Here is a 21,911-nt window from a genome sequence, read left to right as displayed (position 1 = left end):
CCTCGCCGTGTGTTGTCCGGAACCGGTGCCGCGATGTCAACTAGTCTTTTGACCGCCTGCGCCCGGCGCCGGCGCGGACAGGTACCGGCTGATCTCGGCTGAAGATGGGAGCCCCGTGAACCTGTGGAACTACATCCGAGGGCGGGGTGATGTGCTGGCCTTCCTCATGTATCAGCATGCCTCCCTGGCATTTCAGACGGTCCTGGTCGGCACGATCGTCGCCGTTCTGATCGCGGTGGCGGTATACCGGCTGCCGCTGCTGGCGCAGCTGTCACTGACGTCGAGCCGAGTCGCGCTGACGATTCCGTCGCTGGCACTGCTGGCACTGCTGCTGGTTCCCTTCGGCCTGGGCGTGGTCCCCTCGTTCGTGATGCTGGCGTTCTTCGCGGCACTTCCGGTGATCGGAAACGCGATCGTCGGATTGCAGTCGGTTCCGGCCTCGGTGGTCGAATCCGCCCGGGGCATCGGCTTTTCGCGGTGGCGCATCCTGCTGACGGTCGAACTGCCGATCGCCTGGCCGGTGATCCTCACCGGTATCCGGGTATCCACGCAGATGATCGTCGGCGTCGCCGCCATCGTCGCCTACGTGCTCGGCCCCGGGCTGGGCTCGTTGATCTTCAACGGCCTGTCCCGCCTCGGCGGTGCGAACGCACTCGAGATGGCGCTGACCGGAACCGTTCTCATCGTTATCGTCGCGCTGGTGTTCGACGCACTGCTCGTCCTACTCGGACGCCTCACGATCGCAAAGGGACTCTGATGACCGATGTGACCAGTTCACCCGCACCGTCGGCGCCGCAGCGCAATGTCACCGGGGCGACGATCACCCTGGACTCGGTCGTGAAAAGATATAAGGGACAGGACAAACCGGCCGTCGAGCGCTTGGACCTCGAGATCGAGGCGGGCCGGATCGTCGCCTTCGTCGGCCCGTCGGGATGCGGTAAGACGACCACACTCAAGATGATCAATCGGCTCATCGAGCCGACCGAGGGCCGCATCTTCATCGGGGGCCGCGATGTCACCCGCGAGGACCCCGACAAGTTGCGACAGTCGATCGGCTATGTGATCCAATCCGGCGGCCTGTTCCCGCACTGGTCGGTGCGCAAGAACGTCGGCGCGATACCCCGGGTGCTGGGCTGGGACAAGAAGCGGATCGCCGAGCGCACCGACTATCTGCTGGATCTCGTGGGCCTGGACCCCGCCACCTTCGCCGACCGGCTGCCCAAGGACATGTCGGGCGGGCAGCAGCAGCGCGTCGGTGTAGCGCGGGCGCTCGCGGCGGACCCGCCGGTGCTGCTGATGGACGAGCCGTTCGGCGCGGTCGATCCGATCACCCGGGTTCGGCTGCAGGACAGCCTGATCGCGATCCAGCACGAACTGGGCAAGACCGTCGTGATCGTCACCCACGACTTCGAAGAGGCCACCAAACTCGGCGACAAGGTGCTCATCCTGTCCGAGGGCGGGCACATCGAACAATACGCCCGGCCGGAGGAGATCCTGACCGCGCCGGCCACGCCGTTCGTGGAGGAATTCGTCGGCTCCGGCGCCAAACTGGCCTATCTGACCGTGCAGCGGGTCCGCGACGTCGCCAGTGAGGAAGTGGTCACCGCCCGGATCGGCGAATCATCACACGCGGTGATCGCGCGCGCGAAGGCCGCCGGACAGACCTGGGTGGTCGTCGTCGACGCGGCGGGGCGGCCGCGATCGTGGCCCTCACTGAGCGAACTGGCGAGCAAACCCGAGGTCTCGGACTACCTCGATCGGCGGCTGCCGGTCGTGGCGCGCTCCTCGACGCTCAACGACGCGCTCGACGCCATGCTGGCGGCCAGCCAGGGAGCCGCACTCGTCACCGACGGCCGCGGCGCCGTCGTCGGCTCGCTCAGCATCAGCTCGGTAACCGAGACGATTCAGGCCAAACTCGCCGATGTCCGGTCCGACCAGGACGATCCGTCCTACGAGACCTATGTCGACGGCACCGATCCGGCCCCGACGCCGGTGATCGCCGCCGACGACGAGCACGGATCGGCCGCGCAATCATGAATCGGCTACGCCGGCTGCCGATGGATGTGTGGTTCGAACCGCTCATCATCGCCGTGATCGGCATCGGATATGTCGTCTGGTATCGCGCGCAGACCTTCACCGCCACCGAACAGGCGTCGCTGGCCTGGTCCAATCTGCAGACCACCATCCTGTCGCATATCAAACTCACGGTGGTGGCCACGGTGATCGTCGTGGTCGTCGCGATTCCGCTGGGTATCGCCCTGACCCGACCGGCGCTCCAGCGCCTGGAACCGATCGCGGTCAACATCGCCAATATCGGGCAGGCCGCACCCGCGGTCGGCCTGCTGGTGTTGTTCACCTTCTGGCTGGGCACCGGATTCCGCACCGCGATCGTCGGCTTGGTGGTGTACGCGATTCTGCCGATTCTGCAGAACACGATCGTCGGTCTGCGTCAGGTGGACCAGCGCACCATCGAGGCCTCGCGCGGGATCGGCTTCTCCGCGGCCCGGACCCTGGTGCAGGTGGAGTTGCCGCTGGCGGTGCCGGTGATCCTCAACGGTGTCCGCACCGCACTGGTGATCCTGGTCGGCACCGCGACCCTGAGTACGTTCATCGGCGCCACCAGCCTCGGCACCCTGATCACCACCGGCGTCACCCTGTTTCTGCCCAAACTGCTGGTCTCCGGCGCGATTCTGGTCGGGCTGCTGGCGCTGGTCATCGATTGGCTGGGCAGACTCGTCGAACTGGCCGCGACTCCGCGAGGTGTGTCATGAGATCACCACGGGCACCGATCGCCGGATCCGCACGAGCGCTGACCCTCGCGCTGGCCGCCGTCGCGGTGGCGCTGTCGACGATCACCGGATGCGGTCTGGTGAGTTCGTCGGGCACCTTCCACCAGGCGAGCCTGCCCGGCGGCGACCGACCGCTCGACGGCGCGAAACTGGTTGTCACCTCGAAGAGTTTCACCGAGGGCGTACTCCTGGGCAAGATCACCGCGACCTATCTGGCCGCGGCGGGAGCCGACGTCACCGACCTGACCGGGGCGCCGGGATCGGCGTCCTCGCGGCAGGCGCAGCTCAACGGCGACGCCGATATCCTCTGGGAGTACACCGGAACCGGCTGGGTCAACTATCACAACGAAACCGAGACCATCTCCGACCCGCAGGAACTGTGGCGGCGCGTGCACGACGTCGAGAAGCGCGACTACAACCTGGAGTGGCTGCCACCGGCGAACTTCAACGACACCTACGCCTTCGGGGCGTCGACACCGACCGCGCAGCGGCTGGGGGTGACGTCGCTGTCGGATGTGGCGGCACTGCCGGTGCGCGACCGCACCTTCTGCGTGGACGACGAATTCTTCAGCCGCTCCGACGGTTTCATCCCGATGCTGCAGAAGTACGGAATCCCCTACAACGACCCCAACGGCGTGCCGTCGGGCAATGTGACCCGGATGGACGCCGGGGTGGTGTACACGGCGACGGCCAAGAGCTCACCGTGCAACTTCGGCATGATCTACACCACCGACGGCCGGGTGAAGAATCTGAATCTCGTCGTCCTCGACGACGACAAGAAGTTCTTCCTTCCCTACAGCGGCGCCGCCGTGGTGCGCGGTGCGATCATCGACCGCTACCCGCAGTTGCGCACCCTGCTGGGCACGATCTCCCAGCATCTGACCAACGATCTGATGCAGGAGCTCAACGGCCGCGTCGACATCGACGGCGAGGATCCCGCCGATGTCGCCTACGACTGGTTGAAGAGCGAAAAGCTCGTCGAGTAGCGGCGATTCGGCGCTGATGCCGGTCAGCGATCCGCGGTCCGTCGAGATACCTTGCCGGTCAACGGATCCCGCCCGGTGAGACAGTAGGTTACGCCCACGGGATCGCGCATCACCCACCAGTGCGCCCCGCGGCGCACGCGCCGGGCGCCGAGGGATTCGTGCCAGGCCGCGGTCGTCTCGATATCGGCGCAGGCGATATCGATATGCGCGGCCGGCTCCTGCTCGGCCCCCACGCGTTGCATCAGGATTCGGACCGGCAGCCGGGTGGGCACGAGCAGGCGGGTGAACTCGGGCCGCCCGGTGCGTTGCACCGGCCACCCGGTGAGGGCGGCCCAGAATTCGGTCTCGGCGGCATAGGCCGACGGCGGAATGTCGAGGCAGAGCTGATCCACCCGGCTTCGATCGCCCTCCGGCCCGGTCACAGGCGCCGGGATATGGCTTCCGTCGCCGCTGGTCAGACAGAACGCCAGGCCACTCGGTGAGTGCACCAGCGACCAGGTGTCGTGATCGGCCACCAGGGTCGCACCGAGGTCGCGCGCGGTGCGGCGGGCACGGTCGAGGTCCTCGACGTCGATATCCAGGTGGGCGCCGCCGGCGCCGCCGACTGCCTGCGCCGCCACATAGGCATCACCCGGTGTGGGCTCGAGCGTCGCGAATTCGCCGAACTCACCGTGACGCCGCGACAACCTGGTGCCGCTGATGGCGGTCCAGAACGTGAACGCCTCGTCGAAACGGTCAGCGGGACGATCGACGAAGATCCAGTTCCAGCGAATCATGTCTTCCTCCACGGGCAGTCGTGGCCGGTGCCTCAGGCGGGGCGGAACGGCGGAGTGGCGAGATCACCGGCGAAGACGTCGGGCAGATCTCGATCGACGCTGTCGGGGAACCGCGCGGGCCGCTTCTCCAGGAAGGCCGAGACTCCTTCGCGGGCATCGGCACTGGCGCCGCGCTGGTTGATGCCACGGGATTCGACGCGATGCGAGATCATCGGATGTTCGGCGCCGAGACCACGCCAGAGCATCTGCCGTGACAGCGCCACCGAGACCGGCGCCGAGTACTCGGTCACTCGCCGCGCGAGCACCCGGGCCTGATCGATCAGGTCCGTGGCGGGGTGCACGGCGTAGAACAGTCCGGCGTCGAATGCCTCGTCGGCCTCGACCAGCCGTCCGGAATACACCCAGTCCAGCGCGGTCTGCATCGGCACCAGGCGTGGCAGGAACCAGCTCGAGCACGATTCCGGCACGATGCCGCGCCGATTGAAGACGAAGCCGATGCGCGCGGTGTCCGCGGCGAGCCGGAAGTCCGCGGCCAGCGTCATCGTGATGCCCACCCCGACGGCGGGCCCGTTCACCGCGGCGATGATCGGCTTCTGCGACTCGAACATCCGCAGCGCGACCTCACCGCCGCCGTCCCGGAAGGAATCGGCGGCCTCGGCGGCGAAGGTCTCGGCCCCGGCCGACAGATCCGCACCGGCGCAGAACGCGCGTCCCGCACCGGTGACGATGATCGCGCGCACCCGATCGTCCCGGTCGCAGGCGTCGAAGGCGGCGATCAGCTCCTCCCCCATGGCCGTGGTGAAGGCGTTGAGCTGCGCCGGGCGATCGAGGGTGATGGTGGCGATGGATTCGGAGATCTCCATGCGAATGTCGGCCATATCGGACAGCATGCCAGCCGCCGCCCAGGCGCAGCCATACCCCGGTCCGATCGACACCGGGCGGCCGCGCGAATTCCGTTGCGTCACCTGCCCATCGACGCGCTGCGCCGGGATCGCCGCCGCGCCCCGGCTCGGCCGCTGGGCGGTTCTCGCGAAATCCGGCATCACCGCAGGCCGAGCCTATACTTGACATGCCAGCGCGACGGGCTCCGCGGAAGCAGGACAGACGAAACGGTGCCGATGGCCGACCAGGATCCGATGCCAACTCAGCGCGACCGCTCCCTGGTGATCGACGTCGATCTCCGGGCGGCCGGATTCTCCGATGCCCACGTCATCGGGCGAGGCGGTTTCGGTGTGGTGTACCGATGCCGCGAACTGGCGCTGGGCCGTACCGTCGCGGTGAAGGTGCTCACCGCCGCACCCGAATTCGGGGACGAGAATCTCGAACGCTTCCTGCGCGAACAGCGGGCGATGGGCGGGCTGCCGGAACATCCGAACATCGTCGCCGTCCTGCAGGTCGGGACCACCGGCGACGGCCGGCCCTATCTCGTGATGCCCTACCATCGGCAGGGTTCGCTGGAGCAGCGGATCCAGCGGAGCGGACCTCTGGATATCGCTACCGCACTGCGCATTTCGGTGAAGTTGTCCGGTGCGCTGGAAACCGTGCACCGAGCGGGAATCCTGCATCGGGACATCAAACCCGGCAACGTCCTGCTGACCGAATACGGCGAACCGCAGCTGACCGATTTCGGCATCGCCCGCGTGGAGGGCGGATTCCGGACCACCACCGGAGTGGTGACGGCATCACCCGCGTTCACCGCCCCGGAGGTGTTGCGCGACGGCACCCCGGCGGTGGCCTCCGATATCTACAGTCTGGGCGCCACACTGTTCTGCATGCTCACCGGCCACGCCGCCTACCAGCGGCGTTCCGGTGAGCGGCTGGTCGCCCAGTTCCTGCGCATCACCGAGGAACCGATACCGGATCTGCGACCGGGCGGTATCCCCGAGGACGTCTGCGAGTTGATCGAGCAGAGTATGGCCGCCGATCCCGCGCAGCGGCCCGCCTCGGCCCTGGAATTCGGCGACCGCGCGCGGCAGTTGCAGCGCAGCCATCGGCTGCGGGTCGACGAGATGGCGGTCCCGCCGGCGGCTCCCCTGCCGGAGCTCGCACAGCGCGCCGACCGGACCGCGGAACCGACGCGGCTCGGTCCGGTCACTCCGTCGCATGTCGTGCCCACACCGCCGGTCGCGGAGACCAAATTCCATCCCGCCCTGCCCCCGCGCCCGCTGGTCCGGCGGCCCCGGCTGTTGGAGCGGCTGGATCCGGAGCGCTGGCCGCGCCTGATCGTGATCCACGCCCCCGCCGGGTTCGGCAAGAGCACGCTGGCCGCGCAGTGGGGGCAGCGCATGGTGGGGCGAGGGGTGGCGACGTGCTGGCTCAACATCGATGACGACGACAACAATCCGCTGTGGTTTCTGCTGCACTTCATCGAGGCGGTGGGGCGGGCGCGTCCCGCGCTGACCACCGAACTGCTGCAGGTGGTCGAGGATCACGGCGCCACGGTGACGCGCTACGTCCTGACCACGTTGATCAACCGGATCCACGCCGACGGCGAGCGGGTGGTGGTGATCATCGAGGACTGGCATCGCGTCACCGACGCCGACACCACCGCGGCATTGCGCTTCCTGCTCGACAACGCCTGCCACCACCTGCAGTTGCTGATCACCAGCCGTGAGATGATCGGGGTGCCGCTCTCGGCCATCAGGGTGCGCGACGAACTCATCGAAATCGACTCCGCGGCACTGCGTTTCGATCAGCAGGAGAGCGCGGATTTCCTGTGCCGGGTGGGGGGCCTGGATCTCGCCGACGGGGATGTCGACATGCTGCGGACCGGTACCGACGGCTGGGTCGCGGGACTGCAGCTGGCTTCGATCACACTGCGTGGACGCGACAACCCCGGCACCGTGATCGCCACGATGTCGGGCCGGCATCAGGCGATCAGCGAATATCTCACCGACAACGTGCTCGGCACCCTCGATGCGGACCTCCTGGACGCGTTGCTGGATACCGCGGTGGCCGAACGGATCTGCGGGCCCCTGGCCGCGGAGCTGACCGGCCGGGCGAACGGGCAGGCGTTGCTCGAGGACATCGAGCGCAGGGATCTGTTCCTGCGCCGCCTCGACGACGACGGCGAGTGGTTCCGCTATCACCATCTGTTCGCGGAATTCCTGCGGCAGCGGCTGGAGCGGGAGCGGCCCGAGCGGATACCGCGGCTGCACCGCCGCGCGGCGGAATGGTTCGCGGCCAATGACATGCTCACCGAGGCGATCGACCACGCGATGGCCGCCGGCGAACCGGATCGCGCGGTGGAGCTCGTCGCCGCGCACGCCCGAGCTCTGGTGCAACACTCCCAGCTGGCCACCCTCGCCGCCCTGGCCGCCAAACTGCCGGTGACCGAGGCCGCGGCGGATCCGACACTGCAGATCACGCTGGCCTGGACGGCGGTACTGATGCGGCGGCCGAGTCGCATGCACACCGCCGTGCAGCTGGCGCTGGCCGCGGACTCGGCGAACCGACCACCGGGGCAGGGCAGATCCGATCTGGCGGTCGAGGCGGCGATTCTGTGCGGGGTCGAGACGGCCCTCGCCGATCGGCTCGACGACCTGGACGAAACGGTCGAACACTGTTGCGCCCGAACCGATTCGCTGGCGCCGTTCGTGCTGTCGGTGGCCGCCAATCTGGGCGGATTCGCCGCCCTGCGCCGCTTCGACTACGAGCGGGTACACGAATGGCATCGCTGGGGCCGCACCTACTTCCGGGATATCACCGGCGCGCTGGGCATCATGTACAGCCACTGTTTCGCGGGCATGGCCGCACACGAACAACTCGATACCGAGACCGCCGAGGAACACTTCCGCACGGCGCTGCACCTGGCGCGTACGACGGCCGGGGAGAATTCGCTGACCGCACGACTCGCCTCCGCCGCCCTCGGCGAGTTCCTCTACGAGCGGGGCGAACTCGGGGAGGCGGAAAATCTGCTCGATACCGCCGTGGAGTTCGGATTCGACGGCGGGACAGTCGATTTCCTGATCGCCGCCTACGGAACGGGAGCACGGATCAAGGCGCTGCGCGGTGATCTCACGGCCGCGGAGAAGCGCCTGGCCGACGGGACCGAGATCGCCGCCACCCACGGGCTGCCGCGGCTGGCGGCACGGCTGGAGCTCGAACTGATCCGGCTCGGACTCAGCGACGGCCGGCCCGCCGCGGCGGCGGCACCGCAGGACGACGAAAACGGTATCGCGACCGTCACCCGGGAGTGCTGCGCGGAGGCCGACATCCGGTGGTTGTTGCGCGCCGATCCCGCCGGTGCGCTCGGTGCCGCCCGCACTCTGCGCGATCGGATCGATCCCACCGCGCGGCCGCGCGCCGCCCTGTGCGCGGACCTGCTGTACGCGCACTGCCTGGCCGCGGCGGGCAGCCCGGCCGAGTTGGAGGCCGTGCTGGCACCCGCTGTGGCACGCTGCGCCGACGCGGGTCTGGTGCGGCCGATACTGGACGAGGGTCCCGAGCTGACGGCCGTCGCACGGCGACTGGCGGGCAGAGCACGGCCCGGACATCGGACGAACACCGTTCCCCGCGCCTTCCTCGAACGTCTCGGCTGATCGGTCCCGCCCCTATAGCAACCGTCATAGCCACCCGCGCTATCGTATAACGATTGTTATATACCGGGAGGTGGGGATGACAAGCAGTTCGGGCGGGGACTCGCGCCGAAAACTGGTGGCCGGCGCGGCCGATATGATCCGCCGTCGTGGGCTGGCCGCGACCAGCGTTCGCGACCTCGCCAGACACGCCCGCGCGCCGCTCGGGTCGACCTATCACTACTTCCCGGGCGGCAAGACCGAACTGGCGACCGCGGCGGTCACCCTCGCCGGCGAACTCACCGCCGCGACCCTGGCACGCGAGTTGGGGAAGGGTCCGGTCGACGGGTTGCGCTCCTTCCTGGACATGTGGCGAAAGAACGTGGTGGACAGCGAATTCCGCGCCGGCTGCCCGGTGCTGGCGGTATCGGTCGAAGATGTGCCCGAGGCCGATGGCGCACCCCGCGACGCCGCGGCGGCCGCCTTCACCCGCTGGGCCGGCCTGCTCGCCGCCTCACTGCGCGACCACGGCGCGGACCAGGCCGAGGCCGAAAGCACCGCCACCCTGATCGTCGCCGCGTTCGAGGGCAGTGTGGCCATGTGCCGCGCCGAACGCAGCGTCGCGCCCCTGGACCGCATCGGCGAGCGGCTCGAGTCGCTGATCCGCACCACGATCACGCCCACGCCGGACCGATGATCCGCCCGCCCCGGACCGACCCCTTGGAGGCCACACCGTGAATCCGACCGATATCCGTACACACCCCTTCGATCTGGCGACCGGGCTGACGGCCGCGGGCGAAGGCTCCTTCCGCGGGCACACCTCGGCCCCGTACTCGAATATGGTGGGCCCGTTCGGCGGAATCACCGCGGCCACCGCATTACGCGCCGTCCTCGACGATCCGCGCTGCGCCGCGGACCCGCTCTCCCTGACCGTCAACTTCGCCGGTCCTATCGCCGAGGGCCCGTTCACCATCGACACCCGGCCGGTCCGCACCAATCGCAGCACTCAGCACTGGACGCTGACGCTGAGCCAGGGCCAGGCGGTGGCCACCACCGCCACCGTGGTCTGCGGCACGCGCCGGCCGACATGGTCCGATACCGAGATCAGCCCGCCTCCGGCGCCTCCGGCGGATTCCGTCCCGGTGGCGGACCCGCCGGATTTCCCGGTCTGGATGCGCAATTACGAGATGCGCTTCGTCGAGGGCGGGGGCCCGCTGACCCCGCAGCCACGGGAACAGGCGAGTTCGACCACCACGCTGTGGGTGCGGGATACGCCCGCGCGCCCGCTGGATTTCCCCGCGGTCACCGCACTCAGCGACGTGTTCATTCCGCGTGTGATGGTGCGTACGGGACGCATGGTCGCCGCGAGCACGGTTTCACTCACGGTGTACTTCCACGCCGATGCCGCCGCGCTGGCCGAGCACGGTGCCGAGCCGGTGCTCGCGACCGCCCGGGCCCAGCACTTCGGGCGCGGCTTCTTCGATCAGTCCGCCCACCTGTGGGGTGCCGACGGCACGCCGCTGACCACGACGCACCAGCTGGTCTACTTCAAGGACTGAACCGCCGGCGGCGTCGCGACCGGCTCAGCGGGTATTCCGCACAGGAGGCAGGTCGGCCGATCCGAGGAAGCGGTGTGCATGCAGTGGTTCACGGCACCCGACTACTGGTTCGCGCGGGAGGTATTCCAACGCGGCCTGGCGATCGTCTATCTCGTCGCGTTCGCCGGGGCCGCGCGGCAGTTCCGGGCGCTGATCGGAGCGTCCGGGATGCTGCCGGTACCGCGATTCCTCGCCCGCACGTCGGTGCGGCGCGCACCGAGCATCTTCCACCTGCACTACTCCGACCGCTTCTTCGCGGGCGTCGCCTGGTTCGGCGCGGCATTGGCGGTCGCACTCGCGGCCGGCGCCGATGATCGGGTTCCGCTGTGGGCGGCGATGCTGCTGTGGCTGCTGGCGTGGGTGCTGTACCTGTCGATCGTCAACGTGGGTCAGGTCTGGTACGCGTTCGGCTGGGAGTCGCTGCTGCTGGAAACCGGATTCCTGGCCGTGTTCCTGGGGAACGACCGCACCGCCCCGCCGATTCTGGTGTTGTGGCTGGCGCGCTGGCTACTGTTCCGGGTGGAGTTCGGCGCCGGTCTGGTGAAGATGCGCGGCGATCCGTGCTGGCGCGATCTGACCTGCCTTTACTACCACCACGAAACCCAGCCGATGCCGGGTCCGGCCAGCCGGATGTTCCATCGCCTGCCCCGGCCGCTGCACCGCGTCGAGGTGGCCGCGAACCACGTCGTCCAGCTCGTGGTGCCGTTCGCGCTGTTCACTCCCCAGCCGGTCGCGAGCATCGCCGCCGCGGTGGTCGTCGCGACCCAGCTCTGGCTGATCCTGTCGGGCAATTTCGCGTGGCTGAACTGGTTGACGATCCTGCTGGCCTGCACGGCGATCGACGCTCGCGCGGCCGGGGCCGTAGTGCCACTGCCGGCGCCGCCCGCGCTACCCGGCCCGCCGCCGTGGTTCCTCGCCGCGGTGCTCGCCTTCACCGTCGCGGTGGTCGTACTCAGCTATTGGCCGGTGCGCAATCTGCTGTCCTCACATCAGCGCATGAATGCCAGCTTCAATCACTATCACCTGGTCAACACCTACGGCGCCTTCGGCCGCATCGAACGCCGACGGTTCGAGCTGGTGGTCGAGGGCACCAGCGATCCGGTCCTCACCGAGCGAACCCACTGGCGGGAATACGAGTTCAAGGGCAAACCCGGCGACCCGCGGCGGATGCCGCGCCAGTGGGCGCCGTGGCATCTGCGACTGGACTGGCTGATGTGGTTCGCCGCCATCAGCCCGACCTACGCCCGCGCCTGGCTCGGCCCGTTCCTGCAACGCTTGCTGACCAACGATCCGGCGACCGTACGGCTGTTGCGCCACAACCCTTTCCCTGACTCTCCGCCCACCTATATCCGGGTCCGCCACTTCCGGTACCGGTTCAGCACCAAGGAGGAATTCCGACACGACCATGTGTGGTGGCACCGCACCCCGGTCGGTGACTACGTACCGCCGATCGCGCTCGACTCGCTGCGGTGACGAACGGGAACCGGCCCGGGGCGGTGGCGGCGCCGAAGACCGGCATCGACAGCCGGGTACCCGGCTGATGTCGTACACAGGCTCGGTACACGATTCTGTGCGGGGGTGACGACACCGTGATGCGCTACTGCGAATACCTGTCGGCGGGAAAAGTCGAGATGTTGCATCCGCAGGTCGTTTCGTCGAGCAGGTCGGCCGGCGGGCGATACGTGGGAGAAGGATTCGCGTAGCCGGATTTCGGTGGTCTCGCTCGGGGAATGCGAATTCCTGGCCAAACGGTTGCAGACAGCCGATTACACGGCAGGACTGCCGAAAACACCGCCGGGACGCCGCATCGTCGCGAGGTCCGAGCCGCCTGCGATTCTCGCTACCCCACTGTTCGTCGCACGGTTGGAATGAGCGGGAGGACGTGCTGGGTGGACGTCGTTCATCCGGCACGAGGCGGCCGGTCGACAGGCTTGCTCGGCGACCGGCTGGACAGCTACCGGGTACCGAGGTTCTTCACGTCCCACGACAGGCGGATCCGAGGTTTGGTTTGCAGCGCGAGAGGCTCGTTCGTATCGCCCGGGAACCAGAGCCGCAGACCTTCGTAGCCGGACGGGCCCCGGTCTACGCTCAACCGATCCACACGGTGTAGACGGCCCAGGTAGGTATGTTCCTGCTCGCCTGCGTAGAGGCTGATATACGCCTCGCCGACCATCGGGTCGAGCGAGAACAACACCGCCTGAGCCCCCCGTGCGAGCCGGAACGAATGCAGCCCGACGGGCCACTCGAGATCATCGAACTGTGGCGTCGGCTCGTCCTCGAACAGCCAGATGAGATCGGTGAGTTCGGGAATCTCCATGCGCCGACGGTAGTCGCGTAGCGGTAGCGGCCGGACCGGGGTTCGGTGGCGCACCCACGGCAACCAGAGCGATGCGGCGACCAGAGTGATCAGGAATCGAGAAGCATCGCGTGCGGGGTGGCCGATACCGTTTGCGATATGAACATCACCACTGATCAGAGCACTGTCGCAGCCGTCACCGTCGAGACCCCGGACCCCGCTGCCGCCGCGGCCTTCTACGAGCAGGCCTTCGGTCTCGGCGATCGGCTGCGGGTCCGCGAGACGGAGGCGCAGACGAGCGGGTTCCGCGGATACATCCTCTCGCTCGTGGTGTCGCAGCCCGGCACCGTCGACAGCTTCATCGGTTCCGCGGTGGCGGCGGGGGCGACCACGGTGAAGCCGGCCAAGAAGAGTTTCTGGGGTTACGGCGGCGTCGTCCAGGCTCCCGACGGAGCGGTCTGGAAGATCGCGACCTCGGCGAAGAAGGACACCGGACCGGTCACCCGCGAGGTCGACGACTTCGTCCTGCTGCTCGGGGTCGACAGCGTCAAGGCGACCAAGCAGTTCTATGTCGAGCGCGGCTTGGCAGTGGCCAAGAGTTTCGGCGGGAAGTACGCCGAATTCGAGTCCCCGGCCGGATCGGTGAAGCTGGCGCTCTACGGCCGCAAGGCCGCGGCCAAGGACGCGGGTGTGCCGCCGGAGGGCTCCGGGTCGCATCGAATCGCGATCACCGGACCGCTCGGCTCCTTCACCGATCCGGACGGATTCGTGTGGGAGGTCGAGTCCTGAGTCCGGTGTTCACCTCGGAATCAGGCCGCCTGCAACGGAACTCGGAAGGATTTGCGCAGCGAGGACGGGCCGACGAGGGGAAGCAGCGCGGCGAGGACCTTCCCCTTGACGGCCCGCGGCCGCCGGGTCAGTTCGACGTCGACGCGGGCGCCCTCCGGTGCGGGCGTGGCGCGAAAGACCCAGCCACCGCCGGCGCCGAAGAGTTTCGAATCCAGCGTGGTGACGGTGACCGTGTCGCCGGCCGGATCCCAGTTGTAGCGGGCGCGTTCCCAGGCGGCCGCGGTGCCCTCGGTGACCTCGGCCCAGCCTTCGCCCTGCTCGTGGACGACGAAGTGGTCGGCGTCGATCGTGGGCCACACCCGGGGCCGGGCGGGGCCGAAGTCGGTCAGCACCGCGACGACCTCGGCGGGGGTCAGGGTGGACATGAGATGGAAACGGACCGTGGCCATGGGAACTCCTCGAAACCGGTGGGGCCGCCGGCCGCCGTGGTCGGCCGGTCGATATTCGTGTCCGGTGCGTGATTCGCGGTGCCGGACACTCATCGAGCATGGCCGCTCTCGCCACCGCTTCGAATCCGTCGGATGACGCTGAAGTGACGTATCGACGGTATTCGCGGTCGCTATCCGCGCTTCGCCGGCGCTGTGGGGGCCTCGGCCGCCAGCAGTTCGACCAGCCGGCGCGCGAATTCCGCGGCTTCGGTGCGTATTCCATTGTGCGCACCGGGGAATTCGACCACTTCCAGGCCGAGCCGGGTCGCGATCTCGACAGCGGGCCGGTAGGGCAGACATCCGCGGGTCTCGCGGCCGACCGCGAGCACCAGTCGCTCCGGCACTTCCGAGAGCGCCCGATAATCCGGTGTGTACGAGGTGAATTCGCGCAATTCGTGCTCGATCATCAGCGGCCCATTGGCGGCCAGACGGGTCCACATTCGCGCCGCGCGATCGGACAGCTCCGAGATTTCCGGGGCCGGTTTCATCGCGGGACCGATCCCGGCCAGGAACCGAGCGCCGGCCGCCGCGACCCCCTCGGTGTGCAGCAGCGCGTACACCTCGTCGACCATCGCCAGGTGCGTCTCGGCGTCGGGTAGCACGGCGAAGCAGGGGGGTTCGTGGGCGAGGAGCCTGTGCACGCGTTCGGGGTATCGAGCCAGCAGATCGAGTCCGACGATCGCGCCGTTGCTGGTGCCGAACACGACTGCCGGTTCGTCGGTCAGATGCGCGAGCAGCAGGGCCACATCGTCGGCCTGCACCGACACACGCTGATTCGCGGGACCTCGGTCGAGAACACTGCGCGAATACCCGCGCGGGTCCAGCGCCACGACGGTGAAGTTCCGCTCCAGCACCTCGGCCATATCGTCGAACACGCCCGCGTCCCCGCCACCGCCGGGGATCGCCAGCAGCAGCGGTCCTTCGCCGCGCATTTCGTAATACAACGTGGCGCCGGGTACCGGCAAGAATTCGGATTTCATTGCGAGACTTCCTCTTCGGTTGGGGTCGACCACTGCGACAGGGTCCGGTGCAGTGCGTCGAGGATGTGGCGCCAACTGGTGTCGACAGGCCGGGAGTGCGCGAAGCCGCCCGCCGCCTCGAGGGTGGCGAAACCGTGAAATGTGCTGCGCAGCAAGCGACCCGCATCGGTCAGCTCCGGTTCACGCAGACCGTAACCGCGCAGCAGCGCCGCCGTGAGTTCGATACCGCGCAGCAGTGCGGGCTCTCCGGCCACCTCGGCCGGATCCATCCGGATCTGCGTCGCCGCGTACCGGCCCGGATGTTCGACGGCATAGCAGCGGTACGCATCGCCGAATGCGTGCAGTGCCTCCCGACCGGATCGGCCCGCCACCGCGGGGCCGATCCGGTCGTTCATCTCCGCACCGGCCAACAGCCCGACCTGCACCTGCAGATCCCGCAGATTGCGGACATGGGTATACAGACTGGGGTCCTTCACGCCGAATCTGCGAGCCACCGCGGAGAGGGTGACCTGGGCGAATCCGACCTCGTCGGCGAGTTCGGCCGCGGCGCGGGTGATTCGGTCTCTGGACAGACCGGCACGAGGGGACATCCACCGCTCTCCTTACCTAATATGATTAGGATGTATCCTAATCATATTAGGCAGCGTATGGCCAACCGGACCACTCCGCCGAGCCCGTCGCCGCGTCGCTCGAACCGGGCTTCGCGATCAGAGCGTCAGGTCGGCGAGGGTGCCGAGCAGGGGTGCCGCAATCGAGGGCGATCGGCGACAGAGGTCGCGACGCGGCGCGGGAGGCGAATCGAGGCGGGCACGGTCGGTAGGTTGGCGATCATGCGTACCGACGACGATTCCTGGGATATCAACACGAGTGTCGGATCCACAGCCTTGTTCGTCGCGGCAGCGCGTGCCCTCGGCGGCCGCGCGGCCGATGCCCTCGCCTGCGATCCGTTCGCCGAACTCTTCGTCTCGGCGGCGGGCGGCGAGTGGGCGGATCTACTGGACGGCAGGGTGCGCGATCATCCGCTGCTGACGCCGGACTTCGGTATCCCGTTCCAGCAGCATCAACTGGCCCGCACACGATATTTCGACGAATACCTCCGCGTCGCGGTGGCCGGCGGCATCCGGCAGGTGGTCGTGCTGGCGGCGGGTCTGGACGCACGCGCGTACCGGCTGCCGTGGCTCGAGGGCTGCACGGTGTACGAGTTGGATCGGCCGCAGGTGCTCGACTTCAAACGGGAGACCCTGGCCGACGCCGGACGTTCGCCGATCGCCGATCGCCGCGAAGTAGCGGTCGATCTGCGCTCGGATTGGCCGAAAGCCTTGCGCAGCAGTGGTTTCGACGCTGATCGACCGGCCGCCTGGCTGATCGAAGGGCTGCTGATCTACCTGACACCGACCGCGCAGGACGAGCTCTTCGCCGCCGTCGACGAGCTCAGCGCATCCGGCAGCCGGGTCGCCATCGAACAGATGGATCCCCTGCCCGCCGACGCGGCCGAGGCCCTGACGGCCGGTGGGGACGCGGGATCGGAATGGTTGCGGTTGATCTACAACGAGCCTCGGGACGAGGCCACCGCATGGTTCGACGCCCGAGGCTGGCGTGGTGACCGCGTCTACCTGCCCGAGTACATCCGCAGTCTCGGCGGCACCCCGGCAGGCGCGGAAGGTCGGCAGCAATCGTTGATCAATCTGGTGACCGTCGTCAGGTGATAGGGCCGGCTCGACGCCGGCCACAGCAGCGTGACCAGGACGTACCAGCCACTCGACAGCACCAGCGCGGAGTGCCCCCAACCAGTCGCAGCAACCGGTGCGCAGCGGATCGGGCGCGGCCACCAGGTAGGCGGGACCCAAGGCCGACACCATCAAGGCCGACAACACCATCAGCCCCTCGAGCATCTTCGCCGGGAACGCCAGGCCCAGTGCCGCACCGGCCGGCATCAGCCATGAAGCGCTAGCGGCGCTGACGCTCCTGCGTCGCCGCCGACGTGCGCCGGCGCGGCCGTTCACCGGGTATGAGCAGAGCGAGAGCGGCCACGATGACCCCGCCGGCGAACAGGTACAGCCCCCACGTTCCGCTGAGCAGGTGGCGGTAGTCGTCGTGCAGTTCAGTGCCGAATCGCTCGTTGAGCCGCCAGGCCGGCACGGCGATGGCGGCCACTCCGGCCAGCACTCCGAGCCAGCCCAGCACCCGTGACCCGAACAGTCCCGCCAACAGCATGACCAGCGCCACGATGAGCAGGACGGCGGTGTAGGACGCACGCAGTTGCGGCGTCTGCGCCTGCACACCGTCGAGCGGGATTCCGGTGGCGAAGCCGTCGCGAATATCGACGAGCCGGATGTGGCGGGCCTCGACGACGCCGATGAACGGGCCGAAGGCGCCGACGGCCATCACCACACCACAGGCGAACAACACCAGATGGACGACAGTGCGCATTCCTCCACGGTATTCCCGCGACCGCCGCCACGCACCGACTCACGCCCGATCGTCTCCGTGTCGCGATCGGCGCCGTCCGAAATCCCCGGTGTCCCACGACCACACCGGCGCCGGAAGCGTTGTCACTCGTTGCGGGTGAATTGGCCCGGACCGCACCGTACGGCCGCACGGCGAACATCATCCCGATCGGATGAAGTGCGCCGCGCACGCCGTCTACCAGACTGAACACCGGGAACAGCTCGAATATCGCGGCCGAGTGCACGGGCGACGGAGAGGCGGCCCTCTATGCCGAAGGACATTCGATACCGGTTCGTCATCGAGGGCGAGCTGTCCGAGCGCGCGCTGGCCGCCTTTCCCGAGCTGACTCGCAGCGAGATATCCACGCTCGGCACGACCACCCTCTTCGGGTCGGTACCCGACAGCACGGCCGTACGCGCGGTCCTGGCGCGGGTCGACGCACTCGGCCTGACCTTGATCGAGATGTCCCGGCTACCCGACTGAACGCCGCGTCCGTGCTCACACCATGCGTTGTCTTCCGAACGCGACGAACTCCGACTCCAGCGCCTGCTTGTCCGCGGCGGACATGAGGCGGTACTCCGGTGTGCCGCGGCCCGCCCACCGATGGACCGCGTCGTCGGTGCGCCACATCTGTTCCTGTAGTTCCCGCTTGAGTACCTTGTTCGACCCGGTCACCGGCAGATTCGCCGATACCCGCAACAGCCGGGGTGTGCCCTTGGAACCGAGATCGTCCTGGGCGCGTAAGAATTCGGCGAATTCGCGCAGGTCGAATCCGGCCGGGTCGGCCACCTCGACCGCGGCCATGACCTGATCGCCGGACCGCGGGTCGGGCACCCCGAACGCGGCGGCGGCGATGACGGCCGGATGTCGGCGCAGCACCTGCTCGATCATGAGCGCGGAGGTGTTCTCGCCGTCGACCCGGAGCCAGTCGCCCTTGCGGCCGGCGAAATACAGAAAGCCGTCGGTGTCGATATAGCCGAGATCGCCGGTCCAGTACCAGCCGTTGCGGATGCGTTCGGCATCGGCGATCTCGTTCTTGTAGTACCCCTCGAAGGACATCGCTCCGGCCTTGTCGATCATCTCCCCGATCGCCTCGTCGGGATTGCGCACCCGGCCGTGCTCGTCGAGTTCGGCCCGAGCGCAGTCGCGCAGGGTGTCCGGATTGACCACGGCCACACCGGGATGCGCGGGCCTGCCGAGTGCGGCCGGCGGGGCATTCGGATCCAGGGCGGCCAGGCTCGCTCCCTCACTGGAGCCGTACCCCTCGAACAGTTCGGCGGCGAAGCGACGGCGGAACTGGTCCTGATCGGCCACCGATGCCTCGGTGCCGAAACCGCGAACGAGCGGATTGTCGGAATCGGTCTCGGTTTCGGGCGTGGCCAGCAGATACCCGAGAGCTTTGCCGACGTAGGTGAAGAAGGTCGCGCCGAAGTACCGGACATCCGGAAGAAATTGGGACGCGGAGAATTTCGGGATCAGGCAAACCGTCGCACCGACCGACAGCGCCGGCGCCCACAGCGCCATGATGGCATTGCCGTGGAACAGCGGCATACAGCAGTAGTCCACATCGTCGCGCACATGTCCGAACTTCTCGGTCGCCGCGTAGGCGAGTATCGCGAGGCGGCGCTGGGTGCACCGCACCGCCTTCGAGGTGCCGGTGGTGCCGGAGGTGAACAGCAGCAGCAGCAGCGTGTCCGGCCCGCCCGCCGCGGCGGGTTCGGCTCGATACGCGTCGAGCCGCGCGGCATATCCGGGATCGTCGACCAGCAGGAAACGGTCCTCGGCCAGGCTCAGTTCCAGCTCCCGCAGCCGGGCCATGCCCGCGGCGTCGGTGACGATCAGCTGGCAGTCGACGTACTCGATATCGGCTGCCAGCTGCGCGTCGCCGCGGGTCGGATTGAGTCCGGCCACCGTCGCGCCCGCCAGCGCCGCCGCACCCAGCCAGAAGACGAAATCGGGCACATTGTCCAGCAGTATCCCGATGTGGAACGGTCCGTCACGGCGCAGGGTCCGGGCCAGCTCCGCGCGGGCGGCCGACTCCCGGACCACCGCGTCCCAGCTCCAGTCGGTGTCGCGGGTGCGCAGGCCCAGCCGTTGATCACCGAGCCGGTCGAGCAGCATGGTCGCGACGTCGTCGCGTCGCACACCCAGGATTCCGTCCGATCGTTGCGTCATTTCCCATCGCCTTCCATGAGCCGGGTCGCGACGCTCTCAGGCGCCCGAATACACGAGTTCGACGTATTCGCGCGGTAGTTCGTCGAAGCCGAGCTTGCGGATCTCCACCGGGCCGGAGTGGTAGGAGTCCTCGCCCTCGATGCGGCCTTCGGCATCGATAGGCCAGAGCAGCAGCTGACGGAAGACCACCAGATAGTCGGCGGCCGGATCGTCGACGGGGATACCGATCCGAGCGGCGTAGGCGCCCGGGTAGATCTGTTTGAGGAAACCCTCGGTCACTACGCAATGATCGTCGACGACCAGCCGGTCCAGCTCGTATTCGAGCACATTGCTGCGGCTGGCGACGAAATCGGAGTAGTAGGCGCGCACCCCGTCCCAGCCCTTCGGGCCGACGTCGCTGCCCGCGTTCCAGAAATGGTAGGCCGGTTCGGGTACCAGGGTTCGCATGAGCCCGTCGAGATCGGGTGCGGCCTCGGCCTTCATATGCTCGATGACGATGCCCAGCACCGCGCGATGCCGTTCGTCGGTGGTGACGGCCAGGCGCTGCTCCAGCGGCGCCCAGGTGCTGTTCGGATCGATGACTGCCATGGTGAGACTCCTTCTCGTGCACCGGATTTCCCGTGCACCGCGGGTTGCCTGCCGATCATCACCGACCGACGTGATCCGGATCACCCGCCAGCTGTCGCCGGATGGCCCCGATCCACCCGACACGCGTCGGATCCGATCATCGGGCGCCCCCTGGATCCGTGGTCGAGGACAGCTCCGCCGACGACAGGGCGATGCGGCGCACCATCAGCGCCAGCGTCGCGGTGAACCGGTCCAGAGCCTCGTCGACATCCCAGCCCATCACGGCCTCGACCTGCGCGATCCGCGCCGCGACGGTGCTGTGGTGCAGATGCAGTTCGGCCGCGGTCCGGCGCAGCGATCCGAAGACACAGAAGGCCTCCAGCGTGTCGACGGCCACCGTACCGGCGTCGGTCGCGGCGAAGTCGTTGATCCGCACCACATCCGGTGTTCGGAGCAGGCGCTGTATCGGTAGCTCGCCCAGCAGTGCCAGCGCTCCGAGCCGCCCGTAGGCGACCACCCGACGTCCGTGCCAGGTCGACGACGCGAATCGCAGCGCATGCCGCGCCTGCTCCCAGGAGGTGGCGGCCGCCAGGGCGGGCAACCGCTCCCCCATCCCCAGCCACGGCCCGGACGCACCCCGGCGTGATGCCGGAAACTCCTGAACCACAGCCGAATTCAGCACATCGGAGAGTTCCGGGCAGGTACCGGAGTCCTGGACCAGTACCGCCGTGATCTCCCCGACGATCGCCGAGCGGACCACCGGAACGCGCGCCGCGACGAGGCGCACCGCGTCCGCGGCGCGCGGACCCGATACCGCCAGTACCCGCATCGGCCGCCCAGGGTCCACGCCCAGCAGGCGCATCGCGCGCACCCGGTCCTCCCGCCGTTGCTTCTCCGACAGCACCACCTCGAGCAGAGCCGGATCGCCGAGTCCGGTCGGCTCGGCATCGGGGCCGCGTCGCGCCGTCACCCGCAGGCAGTGCCGCAGCCGGGCCACCAGCACGTCGTCGAGCGGGTGCGTGGCGTCGATCCGCTCCAGCCACACCGCGGGCCGGTCAGCGCAGACCCCCGGCGGCGGTGCGACGGCCGGCAGCGGCCGGCCCGCTGGGTCGTAGCGGATGACGGTCCCCGAGGGCCAGCGTGCCCCGGCCGCACAGTCGGCCAGTACGGCGGCCGCGCGGATCACCGTGTCGGCATTGGCACCGGATTCGGCGAAGGCGTCGAAGTATTCGATGACCCGCAGGACCGAGGATTGATCGGCGGCGAGGTCGGCCAGCCGCGGCCGGCCCGGATCCGGCTCACCCATGCGGTACCTCCACTCCGGCGATTGTCGATCAGAGTGCCAGCAGCATGCCCGCTTTCCACAGGATTCACCCGGATGCTCCCACTGGGTGGCACCGCGCCCGCAGGGGTTTGCCGGCGATGGCGGACGATGTCTCCCGCCCCGAACGGCAGCCCGGTTGTCGCTCCCATCGGCTCGTGGGTCAACCCCTGACCGATCG

At 68.3% G+C, this 21,911-nt stretch carries 21 protein-coding genes; 11 read left to right on the top strand and 10 right to left on the bottom strand.

The window, feature by feature from the left end; genetic code table 11:
- The first annotated feature begins 166 nt into the window (after window positions 1-166).
- The 4 genes from LKD76_RS13500 to LKD76_RS13485 are packed head-to-tail and all read left to right on the top strand — an operon-like array spanning window position 167 to window position 3,775.
- On the top strand, window positions 167-757 hold the full coding sequence (locus LKD76_RS13500) for an ABC transporter permease (protein ID WP_227985237.1): 591 nt from the start codon (window positions 167-169) through the stop codon (window positions 755-757).
- A complete protein-coding gene (locus LKD76_RS13495) occupies window positions 757-2,037 on the top strand; it encodes an ATP-binding cassette domain-containing protein (RefSeq protein WP_227981610.1) in 1,281 nt (426 codons plus the stop codon). The genes LKD76_RS13500 and LKD76_RS13495 overlap by 1 nt, the downstream gene beginning before the upstream one ends.
- Window positions 2,034-2,771 carry an ABC transporter permease gene (locus tag LKD76_RS13490; RefSeq protein WP_227981609.1) on the top strand — a complete coding sequence of 246 codons (738 nt, stop codon included), beginning with the start codon at window positions 2,034-2,036 and terminating at the stop codon, window positions 2,769-2,771. Before LKD76_RS13495 ends, LKD76_RS13490 begins: the two co-directional genes overlap by 4 nt.
- Window positions 2,768-3,775, top strand: coding sequence for a glycine betaine ABC transporter substrate-binding protein (locus LKD76_RS13485; RefSeq protein WP_227981608.1), 1,008 nt, complete (start codon window positions 2,768-2,770; stop codon window positions 3,773-3,775). Before LKD76_RS13490 ends, LKD76_RS13485 begins: the two co-directional genes overlap by 4 nt.
- A gap of 23 nt (window positions 3,776-3,798) precedes the next feature.
- On the opposite strand, the gene LKD76_RS13480 is transcribed toward LKD76_RS13485, so the two are convergent.
- The gene (locus tag LKD76_RS13480) at window positions 3,799-4,551 is read right to left on the bottom strand and encodes a VOC family protein (RefSeq protein ID WP_227981607.1); all 753 of its coding nucleotides are present in this window, start codon (window positions 4,549-4,551) and stop codon (window positions 3,799-3,801) included.
- Window positions 4,552-4,583: 32 nt separating this feature from the next.
- Entirely contained in the window at window positions 4,584-5,429 is an 846-nt protein-coding gene (locus LKD76_RS13475) for a crotonase/enoyl-CoA hydratase family protein (protein WP_227981606.1), read from the bottom strand.
- 258 nt (window positions 5,430-5,687) lie between these two features.
- On the opposite strand from LKD76_RS13475, the gene LKD76_RS13470 reads away from it, so the two are divergent.
- The 4 genes from LKD76_RS13470 to LKD76_RS13455 all read left to right on the top strand — a co-directional run bounded on the left by LKD76_RS13470 (window position 5,688) and on the right by LKD76_RS13455 (window position 12,139).
- Window positions 5,688-9,092, top strand: a complete 3,405-nt coding sequence (locus LKD76_RS13470) for a serine/threonine-protein kinase (RefSeq protein WP_227981605.1) — start codon at window positions 5,688-5,690, stop codon at window positions 9,090-9,092.
- Window positions 9,093-9,168: 76 nt separating this feature from the next.
- A complete protein-coding gene (locus tag LKD76_RS13465; RefSeq protein ID WP_227981604.1) occupies window positions 9,169-9,765 on the top strand; it encodes a TetR/AcrR family transcriptional regulator in 597 nt (198 codons plus the stop codon).
- Between the two features lie 37 nt (window positions 9,766-9,802).
- Window positions 9,803-10,627 carry an acyl-CoA thioesterase gene (locus LKD76_RS13460; protein WP_227981603.1) on the top strand — a complete coding sequence of 275 codons (825 nt, stop codon included), beginning with the start codon at window positions 9,803-9,805 and terminating at the stop codon, window positions 10,625-10,627.
- Window positions 10,628-10,705: 78 nt separating this feature from the next.
- Window positions 10,706-12,139, top strand: coding sequence for a lipase maturation factor family protein (locus LKD76_RS13455; RefSeq protein WP_227981602.1), 1,434 nt, complete (start codon window positions 10,706-10,708; stop codon window positions 12,137-12,139).
- 481 nt (window positions 12,140-12,620) lie between these two features.
- On the opposite strand, the gene LKD76_RS13450 is transcribed toward LKD76_RS13455, so the two are convergent.
- Window positions 12,621-12,983 (bottom strand): hypothetical protein, encoded by a 363-nt coding sequence (locus LKD76_RS13450; protein ID WP_227981600.1) that lies wholly within the window; start codon window positions 12,981-12,983, stop codon window positions 12,621-12,623.
- A 138-nt stretch (window positions 12,984-13,121) separates the two neighbouring features.
- Here LKD76_RS13450 and LKD76_RS13445 point away from each other — a divergent pair, with 138 nt between their 5' ends.
- Window positions 13,122-13,751 carry a VOC family protein gene (locus tag LKD76_RS13445; RefSeq protein WP_227981597.1) on the top strand — a complete coding sequence of 210 codons (630 nt, stop codon included), beginning with the start codon at window positions 13,122-13,124 and terminating at the stop codon, window positions 13,749-13,751.
- A gap of 20 nt (window positions 13,752-13,771) precedes the next feature.
- Here LKD76_RS13445 and LKD76_RS13440 read toward each other — a convergent pair whose 3' ends face one another.
- From LKD76_RS13440 to LKD76_RS13430, 3 genes are all read right to left on the bottom strand, one after another.
- The gene (locus tag LKD76_RS13440) at window positions 13,772-14,200 is read right to left on the bottom strand and encodes an SRPBCC family protein (protein ID WP_227981595.1); all 429 of its coding nucleotides are present in this window, start codon (window positions 14,198-14,200) and stop codon (window positions 13,772-13,774) included.
- Window positions 14,201-14,370: 170 nt separating this feature from the next.
- On the bottom strand, window positions 14,371-15,219 hold the full coding sequence (locus LKD76_RS13435; protein WP_227981592.1) for an alpha/beta fold hydrolase: 849 nt from the start codon (window positions 15,217-15,219) through the stop codon (window positions 14,371-14,373).
- Entirely contained in the window at window positions 15,216-15,809 is a 594-nt protein-coding gene (locus LKD76_RS13430) for a TetR/AcrR family transcriptional regulator (protein ID WP_227981591.1), read from the bottom strand. The genes LKD76_RS13435 and LKD76_RS13430 overlap by 4 nt, the downstream gene beginning before the upstream one ends.
- 240 nt (window positions 15,810-16,049) lie before the next feature.
- Here LKD76_RS13430 and LKD76_RS13425 point away from each other — a divergent pair, with 240 nt between their 5' ends.
- Entirely contained in the window at window positions 16,050-16,925 is an 876-nt protein-coding gene (locus LKD76_RS13425; protein WP_227981590.1) for an SAM-dependent methyltransferase, read from the top strand.
- A gap of 241 nt (window positions 16,926-17,166) precedes the next feature.
- Here LKD76_RS13425 and LKD76_RS13415 read toward each other — a convergent pair whose 3' ends face one another.
- A complete protein-coding gene (locus tag LKD76_RS13415) occupies window positions 17,167-17,649 on the bottom strand; it encodes a hypothetical protein (protein WP_227981588.1) in 483 nt (160 codons plus the stop codon).
- A 285-nt stretch (window positions 17,650-17,934) separates the two neighbouring features.
- Between LKD76_RS13415 and LKD76_RS13410 the strand changes: the two genes are divergently transcribed.
- Window positions 17,935-18,150, top strand: a complete 216-nt coding sequence (locus LKD76_RS13410) for a DUF8691 family protein (protein WP_227981586.1) — start codon at window positions 17,935-17,937, stop codon at window positions 18,148-18,150.
- A 15-nt stretch (window positions 18,151-18,165) separates the two neighbouring features.
- On the opposite strand, the gene casI is transcribed toward LKD76_RS13410, so the two are convergent.
- From casI to LKD76_RS13395, 3 genes are all read right to left on the bottom strand, one after another.
- Window positions 18,166-19,842: a steroid-22-oyl-CoA synthetase gene (gene casI / locus LKD76_RS13405; protein ID WP_227981585.1), complete on the bottom strand. Its 1,677-nt coding sequence runs from the start codon at window positions 19,840-19,842 to the stop codon at window positions 18,166-18,168.
- Between the two features lie 36 nt (window positions 19,843-19,878).
- The gene (locus tag LKD76_RS13400; RefSeq protein ID WP_227981584.1) at window positions 19,879-20,430 is read right to left on the bottom strand and encodes a nuclear transport factor 2 family protein; all 552 of its coding nucleotides are present in this window, start codon (window positions 20,428-20,430) and stop codon (window positions 19,879-19,881) included.
- 136 nt (window positions 20,431-20,566) lie between these two features.
- Window positions 20,567-21,715, bottom strand: coding sequence for a PucR family transcriptional regulator (locus tag LKD76_RS13395; RefSeq protein WP_227981583.1), 1,149 nt, complete (start codon window positions 21,713-21,715; stop codon window positions 20,567-20,569).
- Window positions 21,716-21,911: the final 196 nt, after the last annotated feature.

It is taken from the genome of Nocardia spumae (assembly GCF_020733635.1).
Classification (GTDB): domain Bacteria; phylum Actinomycetota; class Actinomycetes; order Mycobacteriales; family Mycobacteriaceae; genus Nocardia; species Nocardia spumae.
This window is presented reverse-complemented; position numbering and strand designations above follow the sequence as displayed.